Below are 17369 nucleotides of genomic sequence, written 5' to 3'. Positions count from 1 at the left end.
TTTATGGATGCTTTCAAGTGGAAACAAGAGGAGATTGATCTCTTGGTCAACATTTTTGCTGCAAACACTAAAAGCCAGACAGGGCAATCATTCCGCAAGCGTCTGATGGATTCACAGACCTATGGGCTGTCACAAGGAAAGAAAGCCGATGAATACCTTGCTAGAGCCTTTAGGCAGGATCTAGAAGCAATGAACTATGTTATCGATGTTTATGCCGGAGGTAGGAAACCAAATTATCCGCGTATTGATTCGATTTCTTTTAATATTACCAATAAATCATATCTATACTTGCTTAAAGATGTGGCCCAAGACGTTCTCAAAGATGTGCAACAACCTAAGTTAGCCTTCTACGAATCACTTTGGACAGCTGTTAGGCTATTGGAAGTCAACGAAAGATGGGACGTGGCACAATTGGAACCTTTGATGGAGTTGGAAAATAAGAAAGCATATGAAGCGATCCGAAAAACAGATTTTAGTCGCTATCCTTACAGCCTGTTATTGACTTTAGGAGCAGGACCAGATCAATACGGTCAACCTATCAGCCCCGGCGGAATGTTGCGTTCCAGAATGGCGGCACGGAGTTACTTCGATGGATTGGCTCCCTTTATTATGGTTTCAGGTGGGCGGGTACATCCCTACAAGACACCCTATATCGAAGCATTGGAGATGAAAAAATACCTGATGCAGGTACTCGGTGTACCCGAAGAAGCTATTTTGATCGATCCACATGCGCGCCATACCACCACCAATCTACGTAATACTTCCCGAATCCTGTTGACTTATGGATTTCCGCAAGATAAATTTGCAATTGTTAACAGCAGTGTACCACATATCGATGCCGTTCAAAATATGGCCGATCGCTGCATGCGAGAATTAGGATATATTCCGTATGAGCTTGGAAAACGCATCAGTGACGTCATTGTGGAGTTTAAGCCTCGTATAGAATCTCTAACTATAGATCCGGATGAACCGCTAGATCCTTAGCTGTTTTTGATTCTTTCTTCAATTTTTATATATTCCCATTGTTCAACCCATAATTACAGTAATTTACAGGTCTCTTTTAGAGACCTGTAAATAGCGTTATGAAAAAATACTTGAAACACTTATCGGCCAGCTTTCTAATAATATTAAGTCCTGTCTTGGCACTCTACGCACAGTCAAAGACTGAATTGACAAATGTATTTTTAGGATCTTCCGGAGATCACGGGCAATTATCTCCGGCAGCATCTTCACCTTTTCATCAGATGAGTATCGCTCCTCAAACCTATCCCACGTTGCATATGGGTTATGAGCACCTAGCTAAAGAAATACTGGGGTTTACCCACAATAGATTTGAAGGTGTAGGTTGTAAGGGGAGTGGAGGTCTCATTTTGGTAAAGCCATTTCTGGGACATCAGGATGATGGCACACCTCTGATTAAAGAGCAGGAAATGGCCGGACCCGGATATTATGATATTGCCTTAAGGGATCGTATAAAAGCACAATTTGCAGTGCATGAAAACTTTGGAATTCATCAATATACTTTTCCTGAAGGAGAAAAAGGACTGACATTAGATCTTGCACATGTAGTCAATGGTGCATTTGTATCCAACACCTATACCATTGACAAGAATGGTATCATCAAAGGAACTGTCAGATCAAAAACAACGTGTGGTGTAGGTATTTACAGCGTGCATTATGCAATCTCCGCCACATCTGGCAACCTTTGGACAGGAACGGATAATCTCTTGACGCTTCATCTAGAAAAGCAGGTGAAAAAAACAATATTACGGATCGCTTTTTCTGCTGTAAGTCCAAATTATGCTGAGGCCACTTTAAACGTTAATAGCAATAAAACTTACGATCAGGTAAAAACTTCTTCCGATAATCGCTGGGAAAGTTATCTGTCAGGTATTATAGTCAAAGGAGATCCTGAGCGCGAGAAGCTTTTCTATTCGTTGCTTTATCGTACCCTTCAGTCACCCTATCAGATTGATGAATCAGACGGCACCTATAGAGGCACAGATGGACAAGTTCACCAGTCCAAAGGCAGACGTTATCATGGATGGGCCATCTGGGACAATTACAAAACACAGTTGCCCCTGTTAGAACTGCTCTATCCTAAACAGTATCAGGATATTGTTTCTTCGGTTTCAGATCTTTATCGTTATGGAAAATTTGATTTTGCAGGACCAAACGAGCCAGCAAACTCTGTTCGAACAGAACACGCTGCGGTAGTGCTTTTAGATGCCCATAAAAAAGAATATGATATAAATCTAACCGCTATCCGTGACTCCTTGGTGCACGACACGCTGCGTTTTGATTTTTCAAAACCAGATAAATATTTAGAAGCCGCTTATGATATGTGGGCTATGGCAGGTTTACTGCCAGAAGACAGGAAGCATTACCTGGACCGGGCAAGTAGTTACAGAACAGTTTGGTTAAAAGAATTTAAAGATCTCAATCGTCCGGATGTAGACCGTATGTCAGCAAGAAATATGTATCAAGGTACAATCCGTCAATACCGCTGGAATGTACCTTTGATATGCAGGGATTAGTAGATCTGGCGGGAGGTAAAGAAGCATTCACGGAACAATTGAATGATTTTTTGATCATCATTACTTTAATCGCGCCAACGAACCCGATATACAATCACCCACATCCTATTATGCCAGCAGTAAGCCATCACGCTATCAATCATTGATACGGGAGCTGGCTCTGGATACGGTAATACAATATTACTTTAATGACAATAGCCGTGGTATCGATCCCTTCATAGATCGAATCTACAAGAACCAACCTAAAGCATTTGTACGTACCATGGATGACGATGCCGGCGCCATGTCAGGCTGGTTTGTATTGACGGCACTGGGTCTACATCAGCCTTTGATCGGACAGCCTATTTATTATGTCAGCGTCCCTTTATTTCCAGAGATCGTTGTACAGCGGGGAGAGCAGAAACTTAAGATTAAGGTGCTCAACTATAACGATAAAAACAACTATGTCAAACGGATTTTGCTCAATGGTAAAGATATCAACAGAATTTGGTTACATCATGAAGAACTTGATAAAGGTGGATTACTGGAGATAGAAGCCAGCGCCGAACCTTCTACTTATGGTACAGATAATATCTGGGTTTCAGATCTGAAAGAATGAGATTAAAATCTGATTGATAAAGCACCGTTTGAAATCACCAAACGGCAGCTTTATCGATTTGGTATTGAAATTTAGCCCTCATCGATTCTTTTATAAGTATTCGTAGCAATATCCTGATTCCCTGCAAAAGGAAAAAACACGAGAAAGCCACCTGCTGTGGTTTCTATCCCATAATCACTTAACAATTTGTTTTTAATCATTCGTCAAAAGAAGCTCACGTTAAACAGTTAAAGATAAAAATTATGTCGGAATTATTTAAAGTACAACAGAGGAATGTTAATACGTTATGCCGTATTTCGACTGGCAACATGCAGTTGATAAAAAAATAATATTCTAATTCCAATAATTAGTTTATAATTGCTATTCATTATAAAAAAATGATTATGAATAAAGACTTATTACAGATTGGTGCCGAAGCATTGAGAAAAGCCGCGCTAAATGAAGATTCCAAAGCCTATATATTAGCAAATCCTGTTTTGTTCCAACTTTTTAAAAAAGCAGCTGATCGATACATCGGCGGTGAAACTCTTGAAGAAACGATTGTTAAAGTTAAGGCTTTAAATAACCTAAAAGCTTCAATAGAATTTATGGGTGAAAGTACCCGAACAGAGCAGGAATCAAATGCCGCCACCGAAGAGTTTATTCGTATCTGTAAACAAATCAGATTACTACAGTTGAATTCGACAGTATCTTTAGATCTGTCACATATAGGATTAGCAATATCTCAAGACCTTTGCTTACATAATTTAGATGCCATTTGTCAAGAAGCATCCAAATCTGGTATTGAAGTTATTATCAGTGCAGAAGGAACTGAAAGAACTGATGCAGTCCTAAATACCTATCAAAAAGCAATAAAAAACTATGATCAATTGGCAATTACCCTACAGGCATACCTCTATCGTACAAAAGATGATTTTAAAGAGATAATAAAAGAAACCGGAAGAATCAGAATTGTAAAGGGTGCTTTTGAAACAGCTAGTGGACTCTCCATGCCAAGAGGTGAGATGCTAGATGATGTTTATTTAAGCTATGTTGATCAGTTACTGGCGCAAAATCATAAATGTTCAATTGCTACACATGACAAAAATATACAAGCACATGCTCAAATATTGATTGAGAAGTACAAGCCAACGAAAGAAAACTATGAGTTTGAAAGTCTCTATGGTATTTGTAATGATCAACTTCTTCAGCTTCAGGAACAAGGGTACCAAACCAAACTCTATTTTGTTTACGGAAAAGAATGGTACTTATACTTATGCAATCGGATCGCAGAATATCCGATGAGTATATTTCAAGCCTTGAATGATATTACAAAATAGGGTACAAGAAGCGATCGCATTTTTGCGATTATAACAAAAGTGGAATTCATGGGGCTGATTAAAGAATGATGATTTAAAAGGATAATTGATAAAATGGATAACAGGAGAGATTTTCTAAAAAAGCGGCGATGCTAACAGGTGGTATGTCCTTGTCGCAACTGCTACCTCAATCTATTGCTAAGGCCATGGCTATAGATCCTACATTAGGGAGTACGTTTTACGATGCAGAACATGTTGTGCTGCTTATGCAAGAAAATAGATCATTTGACCATGCATTTGGCACGCTAAGGGGAGTTCGAGGATTTAACGATCCACGTGCTATCCGGCAGCCCAATAACCAAAAAGTCTGGTTACAGACACAAGCTGATGGTAAAACATATGCTCCTTTTCGACTGGATATTAAAGATTCTAAAGTCACCTGGATGGGCTGTCTACCACACAATTGGACAGACCAGACCGATGCCCGCAATCAGGGCAAAATGGATCGATGGCTGGATGTAAAACGTTCGGGATTTAAAGATTTTAAAGAGATGCCCTTAACATTGGGTCATTATACGCGTGAAGATATACCGTTCTACTATGCAATGGCCGATGCATTTACCATCTGCGATCAACATTTTTGTTCCAGTCTAACAGGCACCAATCCCAATAGGCTTTATTTTTGGACAGGTAATATTCGAGAAAAACTGACCGATAAAGCACTGGTGTGGAACGGAGATTCCGAGTTCAGTGGTAAAGCCACATGGAAAACTTTTCCTGAACGCCTGACAGATAGCGGGGTGGACTGGAAAATCTATCAAAATGAAATATCCTCCAGTAGTGCCGGTTATAGTGGTCAAGAAAACAGTTGGTTGGGGAATTTTGGGTGTAATGTAATGGAATATTTTCCTCAATATGCTGTCAAATATAGCAAGCGTTATCAAGATTTATTGATTGAAAAACGAAAGCAGATCGACGCAAAACTTGAAGAGCTAAAGGAAAAAGGCATAGCAACTGGGGAAGAGTACGAGAAATTACAAAAACGACTGCAAGAAACCTTAAAAGAGCAAGAGCTGTATACGGACGAAAACTTTGAGAAGTTAAGTGCGCACACAAAAGAAATCCACCGACGTGCATTTGTGAATAACAGTGCTGCTCCCGATTATATGGAGCTCGAGCAGATGGAATATCAAGAAGGTGATGAGACCCGTCACCTCCAAATACCGAAGGGTGACATCTTGCATCAGTTTAGAGAAGATGTCGACACAGGTAAACTGCCAACAGTATCTTGGCTGGCGGCACCACAGCTTTTCTCGGATCACCCGATTCACCTTGGTTCGGAGCCTGGTATGTCAGTGAAGTTCTGGACATCTTAACCAAAAATCCAGAAGTATGGAAAAAGACCATCTTTATCCTTACTTATGACGAAAATGATGGGTATTTTGATCATGTGGCACCATTTGCGGCGCCAAATCCATACCGACAAGATTCTGGTAAAGCTTCTCAAGGCATCGGCACGCGGTTGGAATATGTAAGAAAAGAAGAGCAATATCATCCGAAAGTGGGCGTGAAAGTAACATTGGCTTGGGGTATCGTGTACCGATGATTATCGCCTCTCCATGGTCCCGTGGAGGCTGGGTCAATTCACAGGTGTTTGACCACACTTCACCACTGCAGTTTTTAGAGCGGTTCATAAGTCACAAAACACGTTCTAATATCAAAGAGACTAATATTACAGCATGGAGGAGGGCAGTTTGTGGAGATTTAACCTCCGCTTTTAGACCTTACAAAGGAGAAGTTATAACAAAACCCGAATTTGTTCAGAAAAAGCCATTTATTAAAAGCATTCATCAAGCACAATATAAAGATGTGCCCAAAGGATTTAAAGCCTTAAATCAAGCTGAAATAGATCAAATAGAACAAGATCCTCGAACTTCACCCTACTTCCCGAAACAAGAGAAGGGGAATAGAGATTCATGTGGGCTTCCTTATGAACTCTATGTTGATGGATATTTTGATCAAGAAAATGCAGCATATAAGATCTCCTTTGAGTCTGCAAACCACGTATTCGGTACCGCATCAGCAGGAGCAGCATTTACCGTTTACAGCGAAACTTCTTATCATAATGAACAAGGAAGAAGTTGGAATTATGCTACCGTTGCAGGAGACCGGTTGCAGGATAGCTGGTCATTAGAAGCCTTCGAAAAGCCTGCTTATAAATTAAGCGTTTACGGTCCCAATGGTTTTTTTCGAAGATTTGCTGGAGGTAAAGAAAACCCAAAAATTAAAATTTCTTGTCGTTATGAACGCGATAAAAAAGGTAAAGGATTTACAGGCCGATTGCTGGTTGAGATCGCGAATCATGAAGACCGTCAGGTTGAAGTATGGCTTCACGATAACAGCTATGGACAACCGGAGCGTAACATTAAGGTGCGTGCAGGTTCGACCTCGGTTGCCGAAGTTGATTTATCCAAACAGCATTTTTGGTATGATATAAAAGTAAGCTGTACTGGATACTTGAACTATTTCGAGCAATTTGCAGGACGTATTGAAGTTGGACAAAACGCGAAAAGCGATCCATTAATGGCATAAAAGTCGTAACGATCCTTCTATTATTAAACAAAAAGCATCATACACCTCAAATTGTATGGTGCTTTTACTTAGAAGCAAATTAATAGCGTACCATTGTATATCTGATTCCTTTTATCGGCTATAAGTTTAATTCAATGTTGCTATTACTGCTGACATACTGCTGTCAGTCGCCATCGTTATCTTCGTTTAAATATTAAAAATCAAAAAATGAACAGCATTACTATTGAAGAAAAGAAGATTATCGGTATGACCATTAGAACTACCAATGAAAATGGACAATCTGCAAATGATATCGAATTATTATGGCAAAAATTTTGGAAAGATGAAACTATACATCAACTCGAGCAAAAGATAAATAACGACATCTATGCTGTTTATACAAATTATGAAACAGATTTTACAGGCCATTACGATACCATTATCGGATATGAAGTAAGTACATTAACGGTGGTTCCAGAAGGACTTGTCGGTCTAGTGATCGAAGGGGGAGAATATGCTGAATTTGTGTCCAAAGGAAAGATGCCAGAAGCCGTATTCAATACTTGGTTGGGCATTTGGGGTGATGAAGAATTTAATTCAAAAAGAGCCTACAAAGCAGATTTTACCGTACATGGTGAAAAATACAATGATGGTCCTGAGGCAGAGGTAGAGACCTTAATCTCTGTTAAGTAGTGATCTTTATAGTTTTTTGTTTTTGTAGCGGTACCAAAAAATATAAATAAGATAGTATTAAAATAAAAGCCGTTTGGAATGACCAAACGGCTTTTTATATGACCTTATTTTTGATGCCGTATTTTGCTTCAACTTTTTGAAAATCGAATAGTAAGAGATTCATGCATCATACAATATGAAGTATAACAGCAATATTTAGGTTGTTGCTAAGAAGTAAAATGTTTAAAACACCTTTTTAAACACGTAGATTATTAATCAAATCAAAAGATATTAAATCAAATGGACATGTTTTCATTTAAAAGTTTAGTATTGCTTTTGGTAGTTATTACCAAATCTCTTAAATTATTCCAGCGGTTCAGAAATTCAGTCGGGAAGCTGAAGTAAAATTCTTTAAATTTTTTCAATTGTTAACGTTTTATGTATGATTTGTTTATATTAGTCAAGCCAATCAACGAACCATAAACATGTACGATATTAAGGATTTTAGTGAAGAGCAAAAACATAAAATCGCCATTATGCGTGATGAATATGTGTTTAAGGAGTTCTTCATTAAAAATTTAGAAATTCTGGAGGAATATGCCTTATCCATTGTTAAAGACGATTGTCACGCTGAAGATGTCGCTAGCGAAGTATTTTGGGAGATCTGGAATATGGGTCCAAAGCTTATGGAGATCAAATCAGTGTCTGCATACTTATACCGGGCAACAAAAAATAAATGTCTCAATCTATTAAGAAATAAAATAGTTCGTTACGAATCTGTTGAACTGCATTGTAATACCTTAATCGACGACCTATCTCCTGAAGCACTTCTAATATCTACCGAGAAAATCAAAGAGATTGAATTTGCAATCAATCAATTATCACCAAAAACCAAAGAAGCATTTCTTTTGGTAAAAGACTGCCAGATGACCTATAAACAAGCGGCCGAAAGCATGGGTATCGCAGTCAAAACAGTAGACAGACACATGCAGATTGCAATCGAAAAATTATATTTTCTATTAAAAGCAAAAAAATAACATATCGTATTGGGGATTTTGCTCTTTTCATGTGTCTTGCTATTAAACCATGAATATGTCATCAGCAGATCAGCAATATTTACAATTGATTCATAAAGTTTTGAACCAGTCGATTTCGGGTTCAGAATTGGATGAGCTGTATCGTCTAATGGCTGAAGATGAAAATAGAATCGATCTCTATCTCTTTCTAACACAGAGCAAAAGTATATCTGGAAAAAAAACAATCCCCAAAGAAACACGCTACGAAAGATCAAAGCAAAAATTTATGTCTGCTGCTGTTTCCCAAGAACCTGTAATAGCACAACCAATAGAGCCTGAACGTAAAGTGCGAAAATATAGATTCTCAATAGCAGCAGTGATTATATTTTTCATTTTAGCAATAGGAGTTACTTACATCTCTATGCCAGTAGCTAGTAATGATAGCATCACACTTGTATCCGCCAAGGGAGAGCGTAAATTCTACAGGTTAAAAGATGGTACGGAAATCTGGTTGAATGGCGAGAGCCAATTGGAATATAACACGTCATATGGACATAGTAACCGTGATGTGAAATTATCCGGTGAAGCTTATTTTAATGTTGCAAAAAACAAAAATCTACCTTTTCATGTCGATTCTTATGGCAACAGAATTGAAGTATTAGGTACTCAATTTAATGTCAGAGCCTATCCTGAAGAACAGAAAATGGAAACAGCATTGATTGAAGGGAAGGTCAATCTACAAATAAAAGACAATGGTAAATATCGTCAATATATTATGCTGCCGGGAGATAAAATCGAAGTAACCAACATCATGACCAATGCCATGCGTATCAGTAAAAATAGTCAGAATACTTCTCCTGATAACACACAAGTAATTATTGATATGAAAAAAGCTACCGCTACAAACGGTGAACAACTGGATATTCTTTGGACTAAAAATAAGCTTGTTTTTCAAAATGATCCATTGGAACTTATGACAAAAAAATGGAACGGTGGTACAATAAAACGATTGTCATAGAAAATGAAAGACTCATGAATGAGTCTTTTACGGGTGTATTTGAGGAAAAAACCTGTAAAGATTTACTTGACCTGTTAATTAAAACAGGTGTCAATTTACATTACACAGAAAAACAAGACAGTATATTAATTTATTAAAAACCCAAAATTATGAATCAAACCTTTACAAAAAGGGTATATCGTAACGATATACCCTAAAAGATGAATGAACAAGCACAAAGCCCTAGTAAAGTAATGTGCTTAATTACTAACTTCTAATATCTAAATTATGAAAAAAAATTCACATGTCGTCAGTCATGTGCCAATTCTTTATTACCTAAAGTGGCTCTTCATGGTAAAATTTACGCTGTTGCTTATTGTAGCTTTGGGCTACAACAGTTATGCAAATTCGACACTTGCGCAAGGCAACATTACTTTAAAAAATAAAAGCATAAAGTTTAAAACTTTACTACAGCTGATCGAAAAACAAACTGATCTACGTTTTATCTACAATGACAACCAGATTGACAAATTTGTGATCAGCGATGTAAATGCAATTAAAAAACCATGGAATGAACTGTTAGAACCTATTTTAGAAAAAACAGGTCTTAAAATGCAGGAGATCAATGGTGGCCGGATTATTATTTCACCAATCGTAGTACAGGACCCCAGGTTTCATGGTAAGATCATCGATAGCAAAGGCGAACCTTTACCAGGAGTATCCATTAAGGAAAAAGGATCTGATAGGAGTACACTTACAAATGAAAAAGGAGAATTTACTATTGCGGTTAAAAATACACAAAGTACGATCTTAATCAGTAGTGTCGGTTTTGTATCAAGAGAGGTATCGTACTCATCTGCTTTTCAATCTATTCAGTTAGCCGACGATCTTGCTCAACTTGAAGAAGTCGTTGTCGTAGGTTATGGAGCACAAAAGCGCGTCAATTTGACCGGTGCCGTTTCCGCAATTAGCGGACGTGAACTTGAAAACAGGCCCGTTGTCAATGCAACACAAAGCTTACAAGGGATCGTACCGGGACTGAATGTCAGCGTTGGAGGAAATACTAAGCCTGGTCAAAGTTTCAATCTCAATGTACGCGGAGTTGGAAACATCAGCGGAACCGATGGTCCATATGTACTTGTAGACGGAATGGAGATGTCACTTGCAGACATCAATCCAAGCGATATTGAAAACATTCAGTACTGAAAGATGCGTCGGCATCTGCTATATATGGATCAAGAGCAGCATATGGAGTTATATTGGTAACAACCAAAAAAGGTACAGCTGGAAAAAAAGTAATCAGTTTTACCGGCAATACCGGAATTACTTCACCTGTTAGATTACCCGATATGGCTAATTCCGTAGAATTTGCCAACTTCTTCAATGCAGCGACCTTTAATGCATTGGGTACGAAGCAATATTCGGAAGACAAGATTGCGCTATTGCAACAGTATATCAATGATCCAAGCAGTCTTTCGATTTTTCCAGAAGTCAACACCAACAATTATGCAAGCTGGGAAAACAGTGCCAATGGAATTGCTAACACCAACTGGTTCAATCTGCATTATAAACCAACTGCTCTACGTCAGAATTATACACTAAACATGAGTGGAGGCAATGCAGGTACGCAATTTTACGTATCGGCAGGTTATTACAACGAAGAAGGAATCTTGCGGTATGCAGATATCGACTATAAACGCTATAATTTCAACAGTTCAGTTTCCTCAGATCTGACCTCTTGGCTAAAACTAAAAGCCAATGTTAAATATACCAGAAGCAATAACCAAACGCCTCTAGCAGGATATGAAGACATGTTCTTCCATAATTTAGCGCGTATGCGTCCCAATGTATCACCTTACGATTTTTATGGTAATTGGAATGAACAATCCATGGTTCCATATTTACAGTCGGGTACAAAAGACGATTTGACAAACAATACACTAGCAATATTAAGTGGTTTGGAAATAAGTCCTTTAAAAAACTGGAAGATATTTGCCGATCTCAATTATAGGTTAGATAATGATGCTAATGATATCTTAAAACTCCCAGGCACAATTTATGGCATTGATGGAGCTTCTTACCTTGTAAATCGTTCTGAATACAATATTCCATTAGGAGGCAGTTTTGAGCGTAAAATGAATACTAACAATTATCTCACACCCAACATCTATACCAATTACAAAGTTTCGGTAGACAAGCACAACTTTGATCTCACAGCGGGTTTTCAGCAAGAGCTAAATCAGTTTAAGGAAATCTATGTATCCGCTAGTGATTTGATTAGTTTTGACCGCCCTGGCATAGACTTATCAACAGGAACCAAATCCAGTAAAGAAGCCCGTAATCATTGGGCAACTCGTGGTTTCTTTGCGCGTTTGAATTACAATTTCGACCAAAAATACCTATTGGAAGTGAATGGACGTTATGATGGTTCTTCACGTTTCGCATCCGACAATCGTTGGGGATTCTTTCCATCGGTATCGGCTGCATACAACATCAGTGAAGAGTCATTCTTTAAAGATGAAGTCAGCTGGGTCAATCAACTGAAAATAAGAGGTTCATACGGATCACTAGGAAATCAGGCTGGAGCAGGACTCTATGCGTACTCGGAAAACATGCGCATCATCGTACCAGGTGCCAACGGAGCAGGAGGAAGATATTATTTTGAAAATGGACGCGAGAGTTATATCAACGCTCCGGGTGCTTTCAATCCATTGATCACCTGGGAAACTGTACGTAGCGCCAATTTTGGTCTTGATTTTACGGCATTCAAATACAGATTGACTGGTGCAATTGATATCTATCAGCACAATACCAAAGATATGCTCGGTCCATCTCGAGATGTAGCCGATCTTTTCGGTACAGTACCCGCAAAAAGTAACAATGCTGATTTAAGAACACGCGGTTGGGAAGTTAATGTCAAATGGCGTGATCAGCTTTCCGAAGACTGGAGCTATAATTTGGGCTTAATCCTCACAGATTACAAATCAATGGTTACGAAATATCAAAATCCAACCAAGTTCAATCCGAATGCACAATGGTACGAGGGCAAGACATCTGGTGAAATCTGGGGCTATACTGCTCATCAATTGATCCGTACACAGGCAGAAGCAGATGCTTATAATGAATTGGATCAGTCATTTTTGTCCGCTCGCGATTGGATCCCTGGAGATGTCATGTACCTTGATATCAACAATGATGGAAAAATCAATAATGGAACCAATCGCTTAGGTGATATGGGCGACATTTCTATTATCGGAAACAGCACCCCAAGGTATAGCTATAGTATCTCTGGTGGATTAACGTGGAAAAATTTATCGATGAATATGCTGTGGCAAGGTATTGGTAAAAGGGATTTTAGTCCAGCAGTTGCCGATGCTTATTTCTGGGGAGCAGGTGCCTTAGCACAAGTGACCGTTTTCAAACAACATTTAGATTATTTCTCTGAAAGTAATACTGATGCTTACTATCCAAATCCTTATGCAGCACCTGCAGGTGCCATCAATTCTTATATCAATAAGACACAGCTATCTTCAACCCGTTATTTGCAAAGTGCTGCGTACTTGCGCCTCAAAACCTAACTATCAGTTATAATATTCCAAAATCATTAATACAGCGCTGGAAATTCGAACGCATCAATCTATTCGTTAGTGGCGAAAACTTGTTGACTTTTAGCCCATTGGCGAAAATGTTTGACCCAGAAACCATTAACGGCGGTTCAGGTACTGGGAAGATATATCCCTTGAGCAAAGTGTATTCTTTTGGTCTAAACATTAATTTTTAATCCGAGCAACATGAAACTATATAATCTATATTTATGCCTACTTGCAGCAAGTATTACGATATTTTCAGCATGCAACAGTAATTTTCTGGATCGGGAACCATTGGATCAGCTATCCACAACAGGGAGTTTATCTTCGACCAATGAGCTGAAATTGTATGTCAATCAATTCTATCAAACTTTACCCGGTCATCCGAATTTTACCGGTGGTATCGGGCCTGCTTTTGATGACGCACGTACCGATAACATGATATTTACGAGCGTAGATCCGAGACTTAGCGGACAGTTAACGGTTGCTAATGCCGATACAATTCCTGAATATTATAAAATAAGAGCAATTAATTTTTTTCTCCAAAAATCCAACAATGCAAAAGGAAATCAAACTGAAATCAATAAATATGTTGGCGAAGCATATTTCTTTCGTGCTTGGTATTATTTTGAGTTGGTGAAAAAATATGGTGATGTCACGTGGGTCAATCAATTGTTGAGTTCCGAAGATGAATCCACGTTATTAGCTAGGGATAGTCGTATTATGATCGTAGACTCTATCCTCAACGACCTGAACCGTTCAATCGATCTTTTACCTACAGCATCTACTAATGCGAGTATGCGTGTGCACCGTGATGTGGCTCTGGCATTAAAATCGCGAGTTGGTCTTTATGAAGGAACGTGGCAGCGGTACCATAAATTAAAAGGGACACCATTTGCGAGCACGGAAGCTACAGAAGACAAGATTAAGAGTTATCTGACTCAAGCACGTGATGCCGCCAAGACTATTATAGATGGTAATCGCTGGAAAATATATACCACTGGAAAATTCAATGATGATTATCGCAATATGTTCAATACGGCAAATCTTTCTACAAACAATGAGGTTCTATTATATCGACGCTATAATCCTTCAGAAAATGTCGGTCACGGTGTTTCCAAATATCTATCAACAGGAGGAGGAGATATCGGTTTGACCCAGAGTCTCGTGAGTGATTACTTAACAGCAGATGGGAAACCATTTGTAGGTACACTACAGACCGAAGCGCAAAAAACATACAGCCAAGATTTAAAACCTACAGTTCGTGATCCACGATTAGCACAAACAGCAGTAGTGCCACAGGCGCCTTTACGACCTGATGCTGTTGCCGCCAATTTTCCACCGATCAATCAAAGTGGATTCAATCGTTCAACTACAGGTTACCCGATGTACAAATATGTCGAGTACAATAGTCTTCCTGCCGTATCTGATGATGGCATGAGTGCTGCTCCTGTCATTTATTTCCGTTATGCAGAAGTATTACTCAACTATGCCGAAGCTATAGCTGAACTTAAGGAAGATCCGAGTAAAATTATTGAAGCGGTACGACCGTTGCGTGCCCGTGTTAATATGCCGGACATGGATTTCGATCGCGAGTACAATACTGCAGCAAACTACCCATTTGCACAGCTAGACAAATTCGTACAGGCAGTAAGAAGAGAAAGACGTGTCGAGCTCGTAGCCGAGGGACATCGTTTACAAGATATTTTACGTTGGCAGCGGCAGATCAATTGCTTGTTGGCAAAAGACCTTTAGGAATTCTGTTTACAGGAAGCAATATTGCGCAAGAAAATAACAGTACAGGTTTTTACAAAGACAATCTGTTATACTATGACACTGCGCCAGCAGGAAAAACAGTCAATTTCTTTTTGTCCGGTAATCCTGGTGATGCTATGCGCTATATGGATCCTTATAAAGCAGTATTGCCAAATGGGTATCGCTTTAGAGTCGATCGAGATTACTTACTTCCCATCCAGCAACGGATGATCGAATTGACAAATGGTAAATGGAAACAAAATCCAAATTGGTAAAATCACTATCATGAAGACATTAATTTATACAAAGGGAAACTTCGGTTTCCTAATACTCCTAATCTTATTATCGTTAATTGCTTGCAAAAAAGAAAACCTTCCTGCTAAACCTGTCGCTGGTCCCTTTCAGGTGAACAGCACGGTGACTAACGAAATAGAAAAAGTAGCAGGCACTTATACCATCAGCATCGAAGGCACTACCAATGGTTGGTGGGTTACATTGCCCGCAAACGTACAGTGGTACAGTGTGGAACGCAAATACGGCTCTGGTAATGTCACACAGAAACTGACGATTAAGGCCAATGATTCAGGTCAAGATCGATCGGGCTGGGTCAAAATAAACTCGACTTCCAAAGAAGAAGTAATTATCAATTTTAAACAAAAGGGATCATGAAATTAAGTTTTATTGTAATTCTAGCGCTTGCCTTGACTACAGGAAGACATGTTTATGGACAAAAAAAACCAATGTCGTCATCATTATTTCCGATGACCATGCATATCAAACCATAGGGGCATATGGCTCAAAATATGGAAAAACACCCCAAATAGATCGTATCGCCAATGAGGGTGCTATTTTTAAAAATGCTTTTGTCAATAATTCAATATGTGGCCCCAGTAGGGCCACTTTATTGACTGGAAAGTATAGCCATAAAAATGGATTTAAGGATAATGAGACCTCCGAGTTTGATTTTAGTCAAGATCTATTTGTTAAACAGCTCCAGCAGGTCGGGTACAATACCGCCTGGGTCGGTAAAATCCATTTGGGAGACAAATTACAAGGATTCAATTATTTTGATATTCTGGTCGATCAAGGCACATATTTCAATCCAGATTTTATCAGTAAACAAGGACGTAAACGAAGTGAAGGATATGTTTCAGATATCGTGACCGATAAAGCTTTAACCTGGCTGGATACCGTAAGTCAAGATCAACCTTTTTGTTTGGTTATCGGTCATAAAGCGACCCATCGTACATGGATGCCCGATCCTGCAGATTTTGGTACTTATGACAGCGTTGATTTTAAATTACCGGAAACCTTTTACGACGATTACGAAAGCCGTAAACCAGCCAAGCTTCAGGAGATGTCTATTGATAAGGATATGCGCATGGGCTACGATCTAAAGATGTTCGAATCTGTTGACGCGATGATGCAGGATGGTAATTTCAAACGCATGACATCAGCACAGCAAGAAAAATACATCAATTATTACAGACCGATTTATGAAGAACTTAAGCAATCCAAGTTGACCGGAAAAGCTTTAGCCGAGTGGAAGTTTAAACGCTATATGACCGATTATCTCAATACAGCACAATCTATGGATAGGAACATCGGAAAAGTATTGGACTACATAGATAGTAAGCAACTAAAGGAAAATACAGTCGTCATCTATCTTTCCGATCAAGGTTTTTATATGGGCGAACATGGTTGGTTTGATAAACGGTGGATGTATGAAGAGTCCTTCCGTACACCAATGGTCATGCGCTACCCGCCAATTTTAAAACCCCATACTGAAATCAATGCAAAGGTCGTCAATGCCGATATTGCACCGACTCTCCTGGAACTTGCATCAGTCAAAAAACCGAAGGACATGCAGGGCGAGTCTTTTGTACATGTGCTCAAAAACCCATCAACAGAACATCGGAAAGATCTTTTCTATCATTACTTTGAAAATGGAGAACATGCTGTCAGCCCACATTTTGGAGTACGTGATGACCGTTACAAATTAATCCGATATTATAAACGTCAGGAGACATGGGAACTTTTCGATTTACAAAAAGACTCTCAAGAACTTCATAATGTCTATCATGATCCGGCCTATCATTCCATCGTGAAAATGATGAAGAAAAAGCTAGTTAAGCAAATTCATCTTTTTGACGATACGGAGGCAGCTACAATCTATAAGATAAATATCGATTAGCACTGTATCTATAGTACATTCTGAACAATTTCGAAAATATATTCAAATATAAAATAGCTTAAAGGTATAATTTAAATCAATTTTAAAGCCGTTTGGTATTCCAAACGGCTTTCTTTAATAAATATTCTTGTTAAATAGTTCAAA

General features: G+C 38.8%; 17 protein-coding genes and 1 pseudogene. 17 read left to right on the top strand and 1 reads right to left on the bottom strand.

The genetic code is table 11. The annotated features are described in order from the left end of the window. The 4 genes from L950_RS18645 to L950_RS30705 form a co-directional block, all read left to right on the top strand. Positions 1-984 (top strand): YdcF family protein (locus L950_RS18645; RefSeq protein WP_031288340.1); only part of this gene is annotated, 984 nt, incomplete at its 5' end. Positions 985-1082: 98 nt separating this feature from the next. Next, positions 1083-2537 carry a glycoside hydrolase domain-containing protein gene (locus L950_RS18640; RefSeq protein WP_197086550.1) on the top strand — a complete coding sequence of 485 codons (1455 nt, stop codon included), beginning with the start codon at positions 1083-1085 and terminating at the stop codon, positions 2535-2537. Further along, positions 2525-2683: a hypothetical protein gene (locus L950_RS30710; protein ID WP_021190092.1), complete on the top strand. Its 159-nt coding sequence runs from the start codon at positions 2525-2527 to the stop codon at positions 2681-2683. Before L950_RS18640 ends, L950_RS30710 begins: the two co-directional genes overlap by 13 nt. After that, positions 2680-3135 (top strand): glycoside hydrolase domain-containing protein, encoded by a 456-nt coding sequence (locus L950_RS30705; RefSeq protein ID WP_197086549.1) that lies wholly within the window; start codon positions 2680-2682, stop codon positions 3133-3135. The genes L950_RS30710 and L950_RS30705 overlap by 4 nt, the downstream gene beginning before the upstream one ends. Positions 3136-3206: 71 nt before the next feature. Here the strand turns inward: L950_RS30705 and L950_RS35745 are convergent, their stop codons facing one another. Further along, the gene (locus L950_RS35745; protein WP_021190091.1) at positions 3207-3335 is read right to left on the bottom strand and encodes a hypothetical protein; all 129 of its coding nucleotides are present in this window, start codon (positions 3333-3335) and stop codon (positions 3207-3209) included. A 183-nt stretch (positions 3336-3518) separates the two neighbouring features. Between L950_RS35745 and L950_RS18635 the strand changes: the two genes are divergently transcribed. From L950_RS18635 to L950_RS18595, 13 genes and pseudogenes are all read left to right on the top strand, one after another. Further along, the gene (locus tag L950_RS18635) at positions 3519-4454 is read left to right on the top strand and encodes a proline dehydrogenase family protein (RefSeq protein WP_031288337.1); all 936 of its coding nucleotides are present in this window, start codon (positions 3519-3521) and stop codon (positions 4452-4454) included. 128 nt (positions 4455-4582) lie between these two features. Continuing rightward, a pseudogene (locus L950_RS33960) lies at positions 4583-6039 on the top strand (alkaline phosphatase family protein). Then, on the top strand, positions 6018-7025 hold the full coding sequence (locus L950_RS33955) for a phospholipase domain-containing protein (protein ID WP_231577429.1): 1008 nt from the start codon (positions 6018-6020) through the stop codon (positions 7023-7025). Before L950_RS33960 ends, L950_RS33955 begins: the two are co-directional and overlap by 22 nt. Positions 7026-7232: 207 nt before the next feature. Next, a complete protein-coding gene (locus L950_RS18625; RefSeq protein ID WP_021190088.1) occupies positions 7233-7697 on the top strand; it encodes a GyrI-like domain-containing protein in 465 nt (154 codons plus the stop codon). A gap of 464 nt (positions 7698-8161) precedes the next feature. After that, a complete protein-coding gene (locus L950_RS18620; RefSeq protein ID WP_021190087.1) occupies positions 8162-8713 on the top strand; it encodes an RNA polymerase sigma factor in 552 nt (183 codons plus the stop codon). A gap of 55 nt (positions 8714-8768) precedes the next feature. Further along, positions 8769-9710: a FecR family protein gene (locus L950_RS27005; protein WP_052764472.1), complete on the top strand. Its 942-nt coding sequence runs from the start codon at positions 8769-8771 to the stop codon at positions 9708-9710. Then, positions 9677-9847, top strand: coding sequence for a DUF4974 domain-containing protein (locus L950_RS37455; protein WP_084825494.1), 171 nt, complete (start codon positions 9677-9679; stop codon positions 9845-9847). The genes L950_RS27005 and L950_RS37455 overlap by 34 nt, the downstream gene beginning before the upstream one ends. A gap of 130 nt (positions 9848-9977) precedes the next feature. After that, positions 9978-10895: a carboxypeptidase-like regulatory domain-containing protein gene (locus L950_RS27000; protein ID WP_084825493.1), complete on the top strand. Its 918-nt coding sequence runs from the start codon at positions 9978-9980 to the stop codon at positions 10893-10895. After that, positions 10892-13267, top strand: coding sequence for a SusC/RagA family TonB-linked outer membrane protein (locus L950_RS18610; RefSeq protein WP_084825492.1), 2376 nt, complete (start codon positions 10892-10894; stop codon positions 13265-13267). The genes L950_RS27000 and L950_RS18610 overlap by 4 nt, the downstream gene beginning before the upstream one ends. Before the next feature lie 213 nt (positions 13268-13480). Next, on the top strand, positions 13481-15031 hold the full coding sequence (locus L950_RS18605; protein WP_052764469.1) for a RagB/SusD family nutrient uptake outer membrane protein: 1551 nt from the start codon (positions 13481-13483) through the stop codon (positions 15029-15031). Further along, entirely contained in the window at positions 14989-15306 is a 318-nt protein-coding gene (locus L950_RS30700; RefSeq protein WP_197086548.1) for a hypothetical protein, read from the top strand. Before L950_RS18605 ends, L950_RS30700 begins: the two co-directional genes overlap by 43 nt. Before the next feature lie 10 nt (positions 15307-15316). Next, positions 15317-15700 carry a BACON domain-containing protein gene (locus L950_RS18600; protein WP_156169756.1) on the top strand — a complete coding sequence of 128 codons (384 nt, stop codon included), beginning with the start codon at positions 15317-15319 and terminating at the stop codon, positions 15698-15700. After that, positions 15678-17225: a sulfatase gene (locus tag L950_RS18595; protein WP_084825491.1), complete on the top strand. Its 1548-nt coding sequence runs from the start codon at positions 15678-15680 to the stop codon at positions 17223-17225. Before L950_RS18600 ends, L950_RS18595 begins: the two co-directional genes overlap by 23 nt. Positions 17226-17369: the final 144 nt, after the last annotated feature.

The organism is Sphingobacterium sp. IITKGP-BTPF85, assembly GCF_001006065.1.
Classification (GTDB): domain Bacteria; phylum Bacteroidota; class Bacteroidia; order Sphingobacteriales; family Sphingobacteriaceae; genus Sphingobacterium; species Sphingobacterium anhuiense.
The sequence above is the reverse complement of the archived record's forward strand: the minus strand, read 5'-3'. Positions and strand labels throughout refer to the sequence as shown.

Bases quoted from the DNA above. Each gene is read 5' to 3' on its own strand.
- L950_RS18625 (WP_021190088.1), top strand. From the start codon at position 7,233: ATGAACAGCATTACTATTGAAGAAAAGAAGATTATCGGTATGACCATT.
- L950_RS18640 (WP_197086550.1), top strand. From the start codon at position 1,083: ATGAAAAAATACTTGAAACACTTATCGGCCAGCTTTCTAATAATATTA.
- L950_RS37455 (WP_084825494.1), top strand. From the start codon at position 9,677: ATGGAACGGTGGTACAATAAAACGATTGTCATAGAAAATGAAAGACTC.
- L950_RS30710 (WP_021190092.1), top strand. From the start codon at position 2,525: ATGCAGGGATTAGTAGATCTGGCGGGAGGTAAAGAAGCATTCACGGAA.
- L950_RS18620 (WP_021190087.1), top strand. From the start codon at position 8,162: ATGTACGATATTAAGGATTTTAGTGAAGAGCAAAAACATAAAATCGCC.
- L950_RS18635 (WP_031288337.1), top strand. From the start codon at position 3,519: ATGAATAAAGACTTATTACAGATTGGTGCCGAAGCATTGAGAAAAGCC.
- L950_RS27000 (WP_084825493.1), top strand. From the start codon at position 9,978: ATGAAAAAAAATTCACATGTCGTCAGTCATGTGCCAATTCTTTATTAC.
- L950_RS18605 (WP_052764469.1), top strand. From the start codon at position 13,481: ATGAAACTATATAATCTATATTTATGCCTACTTGCAGCAAGTATTACG.
- L950_RS35745 (WP_021190091.1), bottom strand. From the start codon at position 3,335: ATGATTAAAAACAAATTGTTAAGTGATTATGGGATAGAAACCACAGCA.
- L950_RS18600 (WP_156169756.1), top strand. From the start codon at position 15,317: ATGAAGACATTAATTTATACAAAGGGAAACTTCGGTTTCCTAATACTC.
- L950_RS27005 (WP_052764472.1), top strand. From the start codon at position 8,769: ATGTCATCAGCAGATCAGCAATATTTACAATTGATTCATAAAGTTTTG.